The organism is Clostridium punense (assembly GCF_017874425.1).
Classification (GTDB): domain Bacteria; phylum Bacillota; class Clostridia; order Clostridiales; family Clostridiaceae; genus Clostridium_J; species Clostridium_J punense.
The window spans coordinates 46,101-61,403 of sequence record NZ_JAGGLL010000012.1; the positions used below are offsets into that span (position 1 = coordinate 46,101).

Annotated in this window: 15 protein-coding genes and 1 other annotated feature; of the genes, 7 read left to right on the top strand and 8 right to left on the bottom strand. The window is 30.9% G+C overall.

Translation table 11 applies throughout. From position 1 onward, the window contains the following. The first annotated feature begins 402 nt into the window (after positions 1-402). The 5 genes from atoD to J2Z44_RS08970 all read left to right on the top strand — a co-directional run bounded on the left by atoD (position 403) and on the right by J2Z44_RS08970 (position 4,078). Positions 403-1,056 (top strand): acetate CoA-transferase subunit alpha, encoded by a 654-nt coding sequence (gene atoD, locus J2Z44_RS08950; RefSeq protein ID WP_021281625.1) that lies wholly within the window; start codon positions 403-405, stop codon positions 1,054-1,056. A gap of 1 nt (position 1,057) precedes the next feature. Next, positions 1,058-1,717, top strand: coding sequence for a 3-oxoacid CoA-transferase subunit B (locus J2Z44_RS08955; protein WP_021281626.1), 660 nt, complete (start codon positions 1,058-1,060; stop codon positions 1,715-1,717). Between the two features lie 605 nt (positions 1,718-2,322). Continuing rightward, entirely contained in the window at positions 2,323-2,487 is a 165-nt protein-coding gene (locus tag J2Z44_RS08960; RefSeq protein WP_021281627.1) for a DUF1540 domain-containing protein, read from the top strand. Between the two features lie 403 nt (positions 2,488-2,890). After that, positions 2,891-3,163 carry a hypothetical protein gene (locus J2Z44_RS08965; protein ID WP_021281628.1) on the top strand — a complete coding sequence of 91 codons (273 nt, stop codon included), beginning with the start codon at positions 2,891-2,893 and terminating at the stop codon, positions 3,161-3,163. A gap of 24 nt (positions 3,164-3,187) precedes the next feature. Next, positions 3,188-4,078, top strand: a complete 891-nt coding sequence (locus tag J2Z44_RS08970) for a polysaccharide deacetylase family protein (protein ID WP_021281629.1) — start codon at positions 3,188-3,190, stop codon at positions 4,076-4,078. Between the two features lie 195 nt (positions 4,079-4,273). Here J2Z44_RS08970 and J2Z44_RS08975 read toward each other — a convergent pair whose 3' ends face one another. From J2Z44_RS08975 to J2Z44_RS08985, 3 genes are read right to left on the bottom strand one after another with little or no spacing between them, the layout of a single operon-like run. Beyond that, the gene (locus J2Z44_RS08975) at positions 4,274-4,816 is read right to left on the bottom strand and encodes a phosphatase PAP2 family protein (protein WP_021281630.1); all 543 of its coding nucleotides are present in this window, start codon (positions 4,814-4,816) and stop codon (positions 4,274-4,276) included. Further along, on the bottom strand, positions 4,817-5,974 hold the full coding sequence (gene wecB, locus J2Z44_RS08980; protein ID WP_021281631.1) for a non-hydrolyzing UDP-N-acetylglucosamine 2-epimerase: 1,158 nt from the start codon (positions 5,972-5,974) through the stop codon (positions 4,817-4,819). A 16-nt stretch (positions 5,975-5,990) separates the two neighbouring features. After that, positions 5,991-6,233, bottom strand: a complete 243-nt coding sequence (locus tag J2Z44_RS08985) for a hypothetical protein (RefSeq protein ID WP_021281632.1) — start codon at positions 6,231-6,233, stop codon at positions 5,991-5,993. Between the two features lie 244 nt (positions 6,234-6,477). Next, positions 6,478-6,681 (top strand) — a binding site (T-box leader). 150 nt (positions 6,682-6,831) lie between these two features. Here J2Z44_RS08985 and thrS point away from each other — a divergent pair. Then, positions 6,832-8,769 carry a threonine--tRNA ligase gene (thrS, locus tag J2Z44_RS08990; protein WP_021281633.1) on the top strand — a complete coding sequence of 646 codons (1,938 nt, stop codon included), beginning with the start codon at positions 6,832-6,834 and terminating at the stop codon, positions 8,767-8,769. Between the two features lie 263 nt (positions 8,770-9,032). On the opposite strand, the gene J2Z44_RS08995 is transcribed toward thrS, so the two are convergent. Continuing rightward, a complete protein-coding gene (locus tag J2Z44_RS08995) occupies positions 9,033-9,902 on the bottom strand; it encodes a radical SAM protein (protein WP_021281634.1) in 870 nt (289 codons plus the stop codon). Positions 9,903-10,296: 394 nt separating this feature from the next. Here J2Z44_RS08995 and J2Z44_RS09000 point away from each other — a divergent pair, with 394 nt between their 5' ends. Then, positions 10,297-10,704 carry a DUF3888 domain-containing protein gene (locus tag J2Z44_RS09000; protein ID WP_021281635.1) on the top strand — a complete coding sequence of 136 codons (408 nt, stop codon included), beginning with the start codon at positions 10,297-10,299 and terminating at the stop codon, positions 10,702-10,704. A gap of 355 nt (positions 10,705-11,059) precedes the next feature. On the opposite strand, the gene J2Z44_RS09005 is transcribed toward J2Z44_RS09000, so the two are convergent. The 4 genes from J2Z44_RS09005 to J2Z44_RS09020 form a co-directional block, all read right to left on the bottom strand. Then, positions 11,060-12,052: a DUF4349 domain-containing protein gene (locus tag J2Z44_RS09005; RefSeq protein ID WP_021281636.1), complete on the bottom strand. Its 993-nt coding sequence runs from the start codon at positions 12,050-12,052 to the stop codon at positions 11,060-11,062. Between the two features lie 472 nt (positions 12,053-12,524). Next, positions 12,525-13,475 carry a C39 family peptidase gene (locus tag J2Z44_RS09010; protein WP_021281637.1) on the bottom strand — a complete coding sequence of 317 codons (951 nt, stop codon included), beginning with the start codon at positions 13,473-13,475 and terminating at the stop codon, positions 12,525-12,527. 259 nt (positions 13,476-13,734) lie between these two features. After that, a complete protein-coding gene (locus J2Z44_RS09015; protein ID WP_209649508.1) occupies positions 13,735-14,649 on the bottom strand; it encodes a DMT family transporter in 915 nt (304 codons plus the stop codon). Between the two features lie 106 nt (positions 14,650-14,755). Continuing rightward, positions 14,756-15,235: a methylated-DNA--[protein]-cysteine S-methyltransferase gene (locus J2Z44_RS09020; protein WP_082206852.1), complete on the bottom strand. Its 480-nt coding sequence runs from the start codon at positions 15,233-15,235 to the stop codon at positions 14,756-14,758. Between the last annotated feature and the right edge of the window lie 68 nt (positions 15,236-15,303).

Sequence of the window (15,303 nt, forward strand, 5' to 3'; positions counted from 1 at the left end):
TTAATTGCTTTGCTAGAAGGATTTTTTTATCATAACAAAATTTCTTTTGTTTACAAAATTCTTTTTAATTATAAAGTTTCCCCTAAAGTTCTTATATCTAAGTGTTTAACTACAGGTTTAACTTCTTCTATAATTATATCTTAATTTTATATAAATAAACAAATGAATACTATGGGTTAAAAGCACTAATTTTTACAGAAATAAAGATTAAATGTAGTAAGCTATCACTTCCCAAATTATTGTACTTATTTACATTTTAAGCTACTAATATAGCAATTTATGGCTTAACACTCCTCAAAGTTAAATTTGAAAAACTTAGAATACTTTTAATTTAATATGAAACTTTTTGAAAATAGTGTATAATGATATTGTTTATAAATTGTTTTATATGGAGGGAAAGTTATGAACAAGATTATTACAATTGAGGAAGCTGTTTCGCACATTAATGATGGCATGACTGTTATGATTGGCGGATTCTTAGCTGTGGGAACACCTGAAAAACTTATAGATGCTTTAGTTGCCAAGGGTGTAAAGGATTTAACTATAGTAGGTAATGATACTGGCTTTGTTGATAAAGGAATTGGTAAGCTAATAGTAAGCAAACAAGCTAAGAAAACAATAGCTTCTCATATTGGTACAAACCCAGAAACTGGTCGTCAAATGAACGAAAAGGAAATGGATGTAGAGCTTGTACCTCAAGGTACTCTTGCTGAAAGAGTTAGATGTGGTGGTGCAGGACTTGGTGGTTTCTTAACTCCAACTGGTCTTGGCACAGTGGTTGAAGAAGGAAAAGAAAAAATTACTGTGGATGGAAAAGAGTACTTATTAGAAAAACCATTAAGAGCTGATGTAGCCTTAATTTTTGGTTCAAAGGTTGATAAAAAAGGAAATGTTTATTATAACGAAGCAACTAGAAACTTCAACCCATTAATGGCTACTGCTGCTGACTTAGTTATAGTTGAAGCTGAAGAATTAGTTGAAGTTGGTGAAATAAATCCAAATGAAGTTATGACACCTTCAATATTTGTAGACTACATCGTAAAGGGGGATAAATAACATGGATAAGAACATGGTTAGAGAAGTTATTGCTAAAAGAGTTGCAAAAGAATTAAAGGATGGAGACGTTGTTAATCTTGGTATTGGTCTTCCAACTTTAGTCGCTAACTATATTCCTGAAGGAATAGATGTTACTCTTCAATCTGAAAACGGATTTGTTGGCATTGGACCTGCTCCAGCTGCTGGCGAAGAAGATAAGGACTTAGTTAATGCTGGTGGCTTACATGTTACAGTACTTCCTGGAGCTGCTTTCTTTGATTCTTCAGTATCCTTTGGAATCATAAGAGGTGGACATGTTGATGCTACAGTTTTAGGCGCTCTAGAAGTTGACCAAGAAGGAAACCTTGCTAACTGGATGATACCAGGTAAAAAAGTTCCTGGAATGGGCGGAGCAATGGATTTAGTTGTAGGAGCTAAGAAGGTAATTGTTGCTATGGAACATACTGCAAAAGGTGCTCCAAAGATATTAAAGAAATGTACATTACCCCTAACTGCTGCACATCAAGTTAACTTAATCGTAACTGAAATGGCTGTAATGGAAGTAACTCCTGAAGGCTTAGTATTAAGAGAACTTGGACCAGAGTCTACAATTGAAGATGTTAAGAACGCTACTCTTGCTGACTTAATCATTCCTGAAAATGTAGGAAGAATGGACGTTTAAACATAATTTAAAAATAAAATAAAAAAATAAGACTGCTGGTATTTTTTCAGCAGTTTTATTTTTTTCTGTACTTTCTTCTGGTTCAGGGTTCGCATCTATTATTTTTACTAATGAAAATAATTTTTTAATAATATGAACTTGTAAAATCAAACTTTGCAGATTGGTTAAAAACTAAAAGTGAAAAGATAATCGTTAAAGATAAAAGTCAAAGAGTTTTTTAGGCTTAATTCTCTAGTCTTCATTATTTCCCGCAAATTATAGTGAAACTACAAATAAGAGTTTTAATTATTTTCTCTTACTTATTATTTATTACTTACTGATAAATTTTAATTAAAATTGTATAAATGTTAATTCTCATAAAATATATACTCCTTATTTATTTGAAATCTCCCCTGTTATTAAAACTTTTATCAAAATTTACAAAGGATAAAAACCTATCCTTTGCAGATAATAAACTTGTAATGAGAACTTCCACTAAGAGTTATCTCATTACTGCTAACAACTTTATTAGTTTTTAGCTAATCTTATAGCTGATTAACACTATTAATCTTTTATAAGGTAGAACTTTATGAGCTTAAAATTAAAATTAAAAGGAGTGGATTAACATGGAAAAAAACAAAAGTATAGGATGTATAGTTAGTGAATGTAAATATCATGCTCAAGAACAAAATTATTGTACATTAGACCAAATTCAAGTTGTTAAACATGAAGGTCATGCTGAATCAAAACAATGTACAGATTGTGGTAGCTTTGAACTAGGAAGACAATAATATTAAAATTTTAAAATCTAACATTAAAACAACTAATTATAAAGCATCATACTTTAATAGTATGATGCTTTATAATTTTACTTTAAAATCTCCTTCATACCCAATAATATAATTGAATACTACCTATTTTTATAATATAATACTTATGTCGATATATTTACAAATCTTTCTACATAAGAGTTTCATATAAACTCGGTTTTTTATTGTTTTTATAACATATTTTTTATTATCTTCAAGTTAGTACAAGCTATTATCAAATTTTTTTTATACTTATTAAACTTAGTTAGCAAATGCTAACCAAAGTTTAAAATTTACATAAAATATAATAAACAATTATTAAATTACTTATTACTTAAGGTTGTTCTTAAAAGTAACATTAACTAAATAAGGAGGATGATGGATTATGTTAGAAACTTCATCAAGAAAGAAAAAAAAGAAGAAGAGTTTCTTTAATAAATATATTATTTTAAGCATATTATGTATTGCGATAATATCAATACTGCCTTATACAAAATCTAAAGTTTCTCAATATGAATCTCAAAATCAAGAGCTAAGAAAACAAGTTGAAACACTAAAAAAAGAGAATGCTGATCTTGAAGAAAAAAATAATTCTCTTAGCAATTCTAAGAATCAGCTAGAGGAGAAAATCAATTCTCTTCCAAAATCAACTCAATAATGAATATAAGGGGAATGGGAGCTTATGAAGAATTCTAAATCTAATGTGTTTTTATTAATTGGCAAAACTGTATTTTTTCTTGCAGTGTTCCTTTGTTTAATAGGTACTGCATTTACTCAAAGTAAAGCAATTATGGCAAAATCCGAAACAAAAAAGCTTCAAGCTGAGCTTGATGAAATTAAATCATCTATTGATAGCTTATCTCAAAAAAATACTTCCCTTCAGACTGAAGTTAATGATAAAGAAAAAGCATATAAGGAAGCTATGAAAAACTTGAAATTTGCTTACTTAACTTTTGATGATGGCCCTTCTAACCATACAGGTAAAATTTTGGATACCTTAGATAGGTATAAAGTCAAAGCTACCTTCTTTGTTAACTACAAAGAAGGCAAGGATGAGGTATATAAGGAAATCGTAAAACGTGGACATGTTCTAGCAAATCATACTTACAGTCATGATTATAAAAAGATCTATTCTTCTAAGGAAAATTTTATTGCTGATGTTGAAAAACTAGACAATGAACTTGAAAAAGTTACTGGACAAAAGCCATCAAAGATTTTGAGATTCCCTGGTGGCTCTAATAATACAATAAGCTGGAATCATAGTGGTTCTTCTCGCTTTATGCCTAATTTAGCACAAGAAATGACCGATAAAGGCTATACCTTCTTTGATTGGAATATAGATTCAACAGATGCCTCAACCTTTAGACAAGAAAAACAGATTATTGTAAGTAGAGTTTTAGGGGATTGTAATTATGTTAAACATGCTAATATATTAATGCATGACTTAGATCCAAAGGATACTACAGTGGAAGCACTTCCTGAAATAATTGAAGGACTAAAGAATCAAGGCTTTATGTTTGATGTTTTGAGTCATGATTCACCAAAGGTACAATTTACAGAAGTAAATCAATAAAAAAAGAGGTTTCATTCTATTTAAAATGAAACCTCTTTTTTTATTGCTTATTTTTCTTATAATAACTTAACTCAATTATTTACTGTATTACTTTTAAAATTAAGTGAAAATCTAATACAGGCTCTATAATGTATATTATGAACTAATCCATCATTCGAACTATAACTTCTAAGGAGACCTCTTAACCATTTTCACCTATAATTGTGATTTTCTTTGAAAATACTTATTTACTAGTACCATGGCAAGAGTTGCACTAATGATCCCTATAACTGCTCCCCCTACTACATCTGATAAATAATGAACGTATAAGTACATTCTCGAAAAAGCCATAATTACTGCTATACCTAGGTAACCTAACTTATACCTATCCATACTTCTATAGAGAACCCAAGCTGCTGCAAAGGAAGAACTTGTATGTCCAGATGGAAAAGAATAGCTTGTTGGTACTTTAATTAAAGCATTTTCTATTGGATATAGGGTGATTGGTCTTGGCCTTTGAACTATCTTTTTTATACTTAAATCTGTAAAAAGCAAACTTATAAATAGAGCTATAATACAAGTTATCCCTACTTTTCTATACTTTTTTGTTGATATTAAGATCAAACTTATGATTATCCATATAATTCCGGCTTCCCCTAAGGCAGTAATCTTTGGCATTAGAAAATCAAATATTGAATTTTGAAGTCCATAGTGTATAAAATCTACAATAACTTTATCTAAGCTTTGTAAAAACTCCATCTAAAATTCCTCACCTTTAAATTCTTCTGGTTTTTCACAGCACTTATTAAACTTATATAATATACTTTCTACAATCCTCTTTGAAGCTTTTCCATCTCCATAAGGATTTATTGCTGACTTCATCTTATTATAAACCTGCTGATTATTTAAAACATCTTCAGTTTCCTTAATAATTTTATCATAGTTGGTACCTACCAATTTAACAGTACCTGCTTTTACAGCTTCTGGTCTTTCAGTAACATCTCTCAATACTATTACTGGTTTTCCTAAATGAGGAGCTTCTTCTTGAAGTCCCCCTGAATCAGTCATCACCATAAAACATTTATTCATTAAATTGTGAGCATCACTGGCATCTAAAGGCGGTAATAGATGTACTCTCTCTGTTTCTCCTAATACTTCCTTTACCATATCTTTTACTACAGGGTTAAGATGAACTGAGTAAATCACCTCTACATTTTCATTTCTACCAACTATTTCTTTTATAGCATTACAAATATTTCTTATTCCACTACCCCAGTTTTCTCTTCTGTGAGCGGTAACCATGATTATTTTCTTATTAAAATCTATTAAATTTAACTCTTCACATTTAAATTTATAATTATCTTGTACAGTAAAGTTCATAGCATCAATTACAGTATTACCTGTTACAAATATATCTTCTTCCTTTACTCCTTCTCTTAGAAGATTTTCTTTAGAATTAGCCGTTGGTGCAAAATGCATATCTGCTAAAACTCCTGTTAGCTTTCTGTTTATTTCTTCTGGGTAGGGAAAATGCTTATCAAAGGATCTCAATCCTGCTTCCACATGCCCTACTTGAATCTGCTTATAAAAAGCTGCAAGACTTGAAGAGAAGGTGGTAGTTGTATCTCCATGAACCAATATTAAGTCTGGAGTATACTGATTAAAAATCTCCTCCATACCTATTAATATTCGATTAGTAACTCCTGATAAGCTTTGCTTTTCTTTCATTACATTTAAATCAAAATCTGCAGTTATATTAAAATGCTCTAAAACCTGATCTAACATTTCTCTATGTTGTGCTGTTACACAAACCTTGCTTTCGATTTCTTCACATCTTTCTAATTCCTTAATTAGAGGTGCCATTTTTATTGCTTCTGGTCTAGTTCCAAATATAGACATAACCTTAATCTTTTCCATACTATTCTCCTTACTATTATATTTCTTCCTCTTTATACTCTTCTATTCCATTCATCGTTAGAAGTTCTTTAAATCTTCCTTCCTTCATTGCATCTCCTTCAAGAGTTTCAGTAAAGCCAAAAAAGTAAGCTCCTTTATTTTGTAAATACTCTACTAGTTCCGAAAAAAACTCTTCTTGCTCTATCCCACTGGATATAGAGATAACCCCATCTATACTAAAAGCATTTTCTCCTATTAATAAGTTTCTATCTAAATTCATTCTTTTTCTCTCCTACTAAAGCTTTACTCTAAAGATACTTTATGTATTTTAAAGTTCCTTAATCACTTATTATGATTATACCAAAATAATCTATTGCTATCCACAAAAACCCTTGACTGTATTTTTTATAGTGCTATAATTATATAAAATTTATTTTACTATTGACAACCATAATCTTTTGAAATATATTGTTTTTTGTGTAATAATCATAGTATGATAAACATATAATATATTTATATATTTTTTTAATTCGATGAAGAGAAGAGTAAGCTTCTAATCCATTTACAGAGAGAAGGTACAATAGCTGAAAGTACTTTTAAATGAAGAGTTGCTGAAAACCACCTCTGAGTGACTTTAATAAAGTTCGTTGACTACGTTATAGTCTTAAAAGTTGGCATAATATTTTTATGCAAATTGGGTGGAACCGCGGGTATAACTCGTCCCTTTTCATTAATGAAAAGAGACGAGTTTTTTTATTTCTCTTATACTATCTAGTAAACAAATAAGGCGGCTTTGAAAAATTCACCCTTATATTTGGAATTTTTTCTTTATATGCCTACTTCAAAATAGAAAACAATACCAGAAAGGAGTACTAAAAATGATAAAAGTAACACTTAAAAATGGATCAGTAAAAGAATATGAAAATCCAATATCAGTTCTTGATATTGCAAAAGACATTTCAGAAGGATTAGCTAGAGTAGCGACTGCTGGAAGTGTTAATGGAGAAACAGTAGATTTACGTTTTATAGTTAGTAATGATTGCGAGCTTAGCATATTAACCTTTGATGATGAGGAAGGCAGAAAAGCCTTTAGACATACTTCAGCTCATATCCTAGCTCAAGCTGTTAGCAGGCTTTTTCCAACTGCTAAATTAGCTATTGGACCTGCTATAGATAATGGTTACTATTATGATTTCGATACTGAAAGACCATTTACTAATGAAGACATTGACCACATTGAAGAAGAAATGAAAAAAATAGTTAAGGAAGACTTAAAAATAGAATTATTTGAACTTCCAAGAGAAGAAGCTATTGCCTTCATGCAAGAAAAGCAAGAGCCTTACAAAGTAGAACTTATTCAAGAGCTACCAGAAGGTGCAAAAATTACTTTCTATAGACAAGGTGAATTTGTAGACCTTTGTGCTGGTCCACACCTTATGTCTACAAAATCTGTAAAAGCTTTTAAATTAACAAAGCTTGCAGGTGCTTATTGGAGAGGTAATGAAAAAAACAAAATGTTATCTCGTATTTATGGAACTTCCTTTACTAAAAAATCTGATTTGGATGCACATCTTGAAGCGATGGAAGAAGCTAAAAAGCGTGATCATAACAAGCTTGGAAGAGAGCTTAAGTTATTTACAACTTCAGAGCCAATAGGTCAAGGACTTCCCCTATTAATGCCAAAGGGTGCTAAAATCATTCAACTACTTCAAAGGTTTGTTGAAGATGAGGAAGAAAGAAGAGGCTATGTTCTTACTAAGACTCCAATGCTTGCAAAAAGCGACCTTTACAAGATTTCTGGACACTGGGATCACTATAAGGATGGTATGTTTGTTCTTGGACATGAAGAAACTGACACAGAAGTATTTGCTCTTCGCCCAATGACTTGCCCATTCCAGTTTATGATTTATAAGAATGATAAGAAAAGTTATAGAGACCTACCAATAAGATACGGTGAGACTTCTACTTTGTTTAGAAATGAATCTTCTGGAGAAATGCATGGTTTAATTCGTGTAAGACAGTTTACAATATCTGAAGGACACTTAGTATGTACTCCAGAACAACTTGAAGAAGAGTTCAGAGGGGTTGTTGATTTAATCAACTTCATGATGAATACTTTAGGAATTCAAGATGATATAACTTACCAATTCTCTCTATGGGATGAATCTAGAAAAGATAAATATATAGATAGACCTGAAGAGTGGTATGCAACTCAAGATAAGATGAGACAGATTCTTGATAACCTAGGTATTAACTATAAAGAAGCTATAGGTGAAGCTGCCTTCTACGGTCCTAAACTTGATTTACAATTTAAGAATGTTCATGGAAAAGAAGATACAATAATCACTGTGCAAATTGACTTCTCTCTAGCTGAAAGATTTGGAATGACTTATATCGATAAGGACGGAAAAGAAAAACATCCTTATATCATTCATAGAACTTCTATAGGCTGCTATGAAAGAACTCTTGCTATGCTTATTGAAAAATATGCTGGTGCTTTCCCTGTTTGGCTTGCACCTGTTCAAGTTAAGGTTCTTCCAATCTCTGAAAAATACCATGATTATGCTGAAGAAGTTACTAAAGCCTTTAAAAACAAAGGAATTAGAGTTGAAACTGACTACAGAGCTGAAAAGATTGGTTACAAAATCAGAGAAGCTCGTAATGAAAGAGCTCCTTATATCCTAGTAGTTGGAGAAAAAGAAGCTGAAAACAGAGAGGTTGCAGTAAGAAGCCGTAAGAACGGTGATGAAGGTGCACTTCAACTAGATAGCTTTATTGAAAGAGTATTACAAGAAATAGAAACTAAGGAAAAATAATTTTTCCAAGTTCCAATAGATTAAGGCATCTGAAAATAAATAACAAGTCCAAGATGTGAAGGCTATTTTGCGTTCACAAGCAAGCTTGTGCCGACAAGGAAACTGGTTCCGCAGATAGTGGGGCTATCAAAGGGTTCTGTTGACGCAGTATATCACAAAATAGACGAGCAGATTGACTTACTTATTTTTTGAAGATGCCTAATGCTTTATATGTAATAAAATAGGGATATCCATTTGCGGATACCCCTATTTTTTTGCCTATTCTATAATCCTCTAAGCCTTTCATCTTTATAATAGCTATCATTTGTAAGAATATAATCTATTTCTTTTAGAATTTTATTTTTCTCCTCACTTAATACTCCTCCAAGATTTATATAATTAGAAGCATGGTTGCTTCTAAACACGGTATCTTTGACTTCAATATTCTCAAGAAATACTTTCATTTCCTCCATAATTTCCCTTGGACTTAGTAAAGAAAACTCACCTGAAGCTATTTTAAATTGTAATTCAGTTCCTTCTTCAATCATTAAAGTTAAAATTCCTAAATAATTAGGGTTTATGGCATTAATGATATTTGCACTTTCTATGGCATGTTCCACAGTATCTTCTCTTCCACCAAGACCTGAAATAAGAGTAACTGAAAGAGCTATCCCTGCTTCTCTCACCTTCTTACCAGCTTCAATAATTTCCTTAGAGGTTACCCCTTTATGTATGTCCTTTAATATTTTATCACTGCCACTTTCAATACCTAAATAAATTATTCCCAGTCCTTGATCTTTAAGAAATGTAAGTTCTTCGTTACTTTTTCCTAGTATAGACTTAGGTGATCCATATACTCCAACTCTCTTACACTCTGGAAATAGTGATTTTATGTTCTGAAGTATAGTTATTAAATCTCCTGTGTTTATAATCAGTGCATCTCCATCAGCTAAAAAAACTTTTTCGACCCTGGAATATCTCTTTCTTGCCTCCTTGAAATCCTCAATAATTTCCTTTAGAGGTCTAGTTCTAAAAGTCTTATTTTTATACATACTGCAAAAACTGCAGCTATTATGCGAACATCCAATGGTGGCTTGAACTATTAAACTATAGGCTTCACTTGGTGGTCTATATAAGGTTCCTTCATATCTCATTTATATCCTCCAATACATATATCATACTTCTTTTTTATAAACTTACTTCATCATTTAATAAACTACTGATGCAGTTAATATGATTTGTAATTAAGAGCCTCAAAAGTGCTCCATAATAAATAAGTCGATTTTCATCAATTTGTTTAAAATCTATACAAATTACATATTTTACACTGCACTATATAGTATCACCTCTTATAAGGTTCCATGGTAGAACTTTAACTTGTTCAATATGAATGAAATTCATATTGATAAATCCTTGAGGTAACTAGGGTAGGACTCGTATATAAGCTAAGTTTTACCCCTGTCTCCCTATATATAAGATTATACATAAAAATACAGTAAAATAAACAAAATAAAAATAGTTCTATTTTATAATATTGGAGGATTTCTTATGAAAAAATTTATATGCTTTATACTAGGACTTTTTATCCTAGGTTCAAACAATATTAGCTTCAAGAACTTTAACACTAAAACTATAGCCACCATTAGTCAAGAAGATACTACAAATACTTATGAATTGAGTACCTTTAATGCTCTTGAACCCTTGATTCCCCATATAACTAGTGGTATAAGTTCTTACTACGGAAGAAATAGATATATTGATTTTGAAAATGCAAAAGTAATAGACTTTAAACCCTTAAGTGATGATAACAAATACTATGAAGTTACTCTTCAATTAGTTACCTGTGAACCTGACCATAAGGGTCCCTATGGGGTAGATAGAATTACTTTAGTCCATGAGTTCGGTAATGTAAAAATTACTAACTTTATTCACATTGCTACTTCTCAGAAAAAGTGATAAGCTGTGCCTATTTAACATGTATATAAATGATGAGATTCTTTCTTTTCATAGTTGATTAAGATATACTCAAGGTATTTTCGTGTGTTCCATTATGGTTTAAATATCATGGTGTTCTTTTGGTTAAAACACCACCTTTTTAAAAACATTGTAAAAGAGCTATAAGAGCAGAATAAATTTTGCCCTTATAGCTCTAAAACTTTCATCCGAAAATTCCAGCTGCTTTATTATTTTGAAATTAAAAGAAGTAACTCTTTCTGATAAATTATTCGTTGATAAAATTAATTATCCATATAAAATCATCTTAAACTTTACTTCTAATTCAATTAGTTGAATTATACAGCCAATGGGATTACTACTTTTTATTATTAAAAGGATTTTTAAATTTAGTGAATTTTAAATTAAACTTCCTCTTAATAAATATTACAATTAAAGTTATTGCTCCAATTACTACTGCATAAGGAAGAATTGTAGCAATTAATATTAGGAAGCCTTTGCATAGTTCAATTAATCCTTTAGTTGAGCTTTTTAAAGCTGTAAGAATTTTTTCACCTAAAGTAACAGGGGTTTTCTCTTCTGGAGTTAGTTCTACAACCTCTAAAAGATTTATTGAAACTTGAGAGTAACTCACCATGCTTTCTAACTTCTTTAGAGTTCCTGTAAGAGATTCTATTTCGTATCTTAGTTCAGATAAGCGTTTTTCTAGTTCTATGATATCTTTAAGCTCACCAGATTTTTTTAGAAGGTCTAGGATTCTCTCTTCTTGTATTTTTAAAGTTTTAAGTCTAGCTTCAGTATCAAAATATTGGGAAGTTACATCTTCTCCGCTAATGCTTTTTGATATTACATTTCCAAAATTACCAATACCATTTATAAACCCATCAAAAGCATCTTTTGGCACTCTTGCTGTAATATTAGCATTTCTATTTTCCCTGTATATTGCTTTTCCACCTTCATTATATATTTGCTTACCATTAGTGTTTCCCTGAACATTTGAACTTTCAACATAGCCCCCCTTTGTTTCAATTTCCTTTAGAATACTATTTAGACTTTCTTCAAATTTTAGAGTTTCTAAAACTGCATTGCCCTTCTTTATTATTTTTCTTTCACTATCAACCATTGCCTTATTTTCAGTAGCTTTATCACTACTCGCTGCTGGTTTTTCACCTGGCTTTTGTATTCCAACTCCATTTTCACTTTTTACGTTGTCTGAAACCTGATTCTTCTCTAATGCAGCAGCGGGTGATTTAGTACTTGACCCATCTTTCTTACTACCACAACCAGTAAAAATAAACACAGATATTAATGCGGTGGCTAAAACCTTAAATAAAAACTTATTATCCTTCATAAAGCTCTCTCCTTTACTTTTACTACATATAAAAAATTAACTTACATATTAACTGATTATTTATGTACAATTATCAAATATTGTTATTATATATACGAAAGATAGTCATAAAAAAGTCATAATTCCCAAATATTTATTTCAGTTTAACCTTCAAATTAACTCTAATTTATGCTTTCACACCCATTATCAAATATAGTTATTACTTGTAAATTTTCACATATATTTCAAAAGTCATTAATTACAGCACAAAACTTGTTGATTTTCTATAGAGATATGCGAGTTCAAACTATTGAAAAAATACAAATTAAAATATCAATGAATTTCCTGATTTAAAAATATAACAACTATTGAGTTTTCTTATCTATACAGGACAAATTAAAATTGCTGCATAACCATAAAAGCTATGATATTTTAAGTCCCCTAACAATTCTTAAAATATCATAGCTCTTATTTAATATTTTTATTTAATCTATTACTTATAATAAGATAATGCATGCTTACCCATTGTTTGCCATATAGCTTTAAAGTTTTCTTTTGAAACACTTTTGTTTTTACTATTATCTAATGGGTCGTTATAGTAGACATTATTCTCATCATACCCTGTAAGTAGCACTGCGTGCTGTGATAAATTAACAGTAATATTTTCCCCATTACTAACCCATTGTGCTTGCCTTGTTGGTGGTTTAAAATCAACAGTTACCCATACAACCACTGGCCTTTTATCTGCTAAAACCTTCTCAATATCACTATAATCAACACCATTTAAGATTAAGGATTTTCCTGGCATGTATTCTTCAACTAAGGGTTTTAAAGGCTCTGGGTATATCGAATACCCTGGGCTTTTCCCAGTGATATCACCTACAAATCCCACATTAGGATTTCCCCAACTCCCTATTGAAGATCCATTGTAGGTTATTGGGGTAGTATCTTTTTTAACCTTATCTGCTAAGGTCATTTTATCTACTGAAATATTATTATAATTTAACATCATGGTAAGCGAAGTTATCTCACATCCGTTTTTAAGCTCTGGTAATTGACTAACAACTGGAATATCTAACAATACAGATTTTGGAGGATTCTTTTTTGCTTGCTCCTCTTCCTTTTTCTTCGCTTCTTCTTGCTGTTTCTTTTCAGCTGCAAGTCGTATTTCTTCCTCTTTTTTCTTTTTTTCTTCTTCTTTTTTTGCTTCTGCTTCTGCTTTTAGTCTTTCTTTCTCTTCTTTTTCCAACCTCTTCTTTTCTTCCTTTAACCTTTTTGCCTCTTCATCAGAATCTGTATATTCTATTTTTCCCTTAAAAGCAATTAGGCTCATATGACTCTTAAGTGCTAAAAGCTTATCATCTTGAAATTGGTAAAATAAGAAAGCACCAACTAATACACATACACTAATTATAAGCATAATTGTAGAAATAACCTTCTTCATAGCTTTTGCCATCCTACCTTAATCTGATTTATTTAGGTATCTGAAAATAAATAACAAGTCAAAGATGTGAAGGATATTTTGAGTTAGACAAGGAAACAGGTTTCTTAGGTAGTAGCGCTACCTAGGGGTTCTGTTGACGCAGTATAACGCAAAATAGACAAGCATACTGACTTGTTTATTTTTTGAAGATGCCTTATTACTTTATTATTCGGTATATTACCGAAAATCTTTAGTTATGCTTTTGATAAACTAATATAACTTAAGCTTCAACTTCAACTTCTTCTGCCTTATTATCAACGCTCACTTTTTGTGGTTTTGTAACTACATATACAGAATATATTATAATAATCGCTCCAAAAAGTTGCATAATAGTTAGTTTTTCTCCTAGTACTATAAAGCTAAATATAAAAGTAACCACTGGAAGTAAGTTCATAAATAGAGAAGTAATTTCCACTCCCAATTGCTTCATAGAAAAAGTGTAGGCAAAGTTTGCTGCTGAAGAACATATTATAGCTAAAAATAATAAATTAAATATTATAGTTCCATTAATCATATTAAACCTTATAGCTTCACCTTTTTCAAAAAGTAAAAAGGGAAATAAACCTAGGGTACCAAAGATAGCTTGATATGTTGTTATAGTAATATCTGAATACTTATTAAATAGTGGTTTTGTAAATACCATATATAAACACCACGATACTACACTTCCAAACATAAATATGTAACCTAAGGCTGTCCCACTTATAGCATCGTTTCCAATAACAAAATAAACTCCTATAATAGATAAAATAATGCTTCTAATACTTCTTAAGCTTATTTTACTTTTATATGCAATGGCATCTGAAATTAATGCACCTATAGGTAAGGTAGCTACTATAATGGCAGAGGTGTTTGCAGAAATCCTCATTACACCATTATTTTCACACCAAAAATATAAAGTGGTGGCAAAAAATCCAGTGAGAGCCATAAGCTTTAAATCCTCTTTCTTAACCTTTTCTTTATTTGTTTTCATTTTTACTACTATTAAAATACTAGTTGCTATTATGAATCTTACAACTGCAAAAGCTACTGGAGAAAATGCCTCTAACACTATTTTCATGCTAATGAAAGAAACTCCCCAGAACATAATAGTTCCAATCAGTGCCAAATATGCAGTGGTTTTTGTTTTATCCAAACTCCCAACCCCTTCTTTTCATCTTATAGTTTATTAATATTACAAATATCCAAAGCTAAGAATTTATTTTGTCCTTAGCTTTGAATAAAAGCTTGTTTTATCCTAATTATAAGTTCTCTTTTTCAAATTTTAGTAGCCATTCTTTTCTCCAAAGTCCTCCACCAAAGCCTACTAACGAACCGTTAGCACCTATTACTCTATGTCATGGAACAAATAGACTGTGAGGATTTTTGTTGTTAGCTCCTCCCACTGCTCTAACTGCTTTTGGATTATTTATGCTTATTGCTACATCTTTATAGGAAGCCGTACTTCCATAAGGAATTTTTTCAAGAGCTTTCCACACACTCTTTTGAAACTCTGTTCCTTTTTTATGTAGAAGCTTAATATTAAACTCCTTAAGATTTCCATTAAAGTACTCATCTAATTGATTTATTGCGTCCATTAAAGCCTGAGGTAATTTCTTATGATTCTCCTCCACCTCCATATCCTCATCAATAAAATCAATAAAAGAAATCCCTTCGTTATTTCCTTCTAATTTTATAACTCCAATTGGAGATTTATAGTATGCAAAACTCCATGTTTCCATAATTTCTCTCCTTATTCCTAATAAATATATCCCTTTCTAAGCCTAGACCTAGAATCATGTTAAGACAA

Bases quoted from the DNA above. Each gene is read 5' to 3' on its own strand.
- J2Z44_RS08955 (WP_021281626.1), top strand. From the start codon at position 1,058: ATGGATAAGAACATGGTTAGAGAAGTTATTGCTAAAAGAGTTGCAAAA.
- J2Z44_RS09010 (WP_021281637.1), bottom strand. From the start codon at position 13,475: ATGAAGAAGGTTATTTCTACAATTATGCTTATAATTAGTGTATGTGTA.
- atoD (WP_021281625.1), top strand. From the start codon at position 403: ATGAACAAGATTATTACAATTGAGGAAGCTGTTTCGCACATTAATGAT.
- J2Z44_RS08970 (WP_021281629.1), top strand. From the start codon at position 3,188: ATGAAGAATTCTAAATCTAATGTGTTTTTATTAATTGGCAAAACTGTA.
- J2Z44_RS08965 (WP_021281628.1), top strand. From the start codon at position 2,891: ATGTTAGAAACTTCATCAAGAAAGAAAAAAAAGAAGAAGAGTTTCTTT.
- J2Z44_RS09005 (WP_021281636.1), bottom strand. From the start codon at position 12,052: ATGAAGGATAATAAGTTTTTATTTAAGGTTTTAGCCACCGCATTAATA.
- J2Z44_RS08960 (WP_021281627.1), top strand. From the start codon at position 2,323: ATGGAAAAAAACAAAAGTATAGGATGTATAGTTAGTGAATGTAAATAT.
- J2Z44_RS08995 (WP_021281634.1), bottom strand. From the start codon at position 9,902: ATGAGATATGAAGGAACCTTATATAGACCACCAAGTGAAGCCTATAGT.
- thrS (WP_021281633.1), top strand. From the start codon at position 6,832: ATGATAAAAGTAACACTTAAAAATGGATCAGTAAAAGAATATGAAAAT.
- wecB (WP_021281631.1), bottom strand. From the start codon at position 5,974: ATGGAAAAGATTAAGGTTATGTCTATATTTGGAACTAGACCAGAAGCA.
- J2Z44_RS08985 (WP_021281632.1), bottom strand. From the start codon at position 6,233: ATGAATTTAGATAGAAACTTATTAATAGGAGAAAATGCTTTTAGTATA.
- J2Z44_RS08975 (WP_021281630.1), bottom strand. From the start codon at position 4,816: ATGGAGTTTTTACAAAGCTTAGATAAAGTTATTGTAGATTTTATACAC.
- J2Z44_RS09000 (WP_021281635.1), top strand. From the start codon at position 10,297: ATGAAAAAATTTATATGCTTTATACTAGGACTTTTTATCCTAGGTTCA.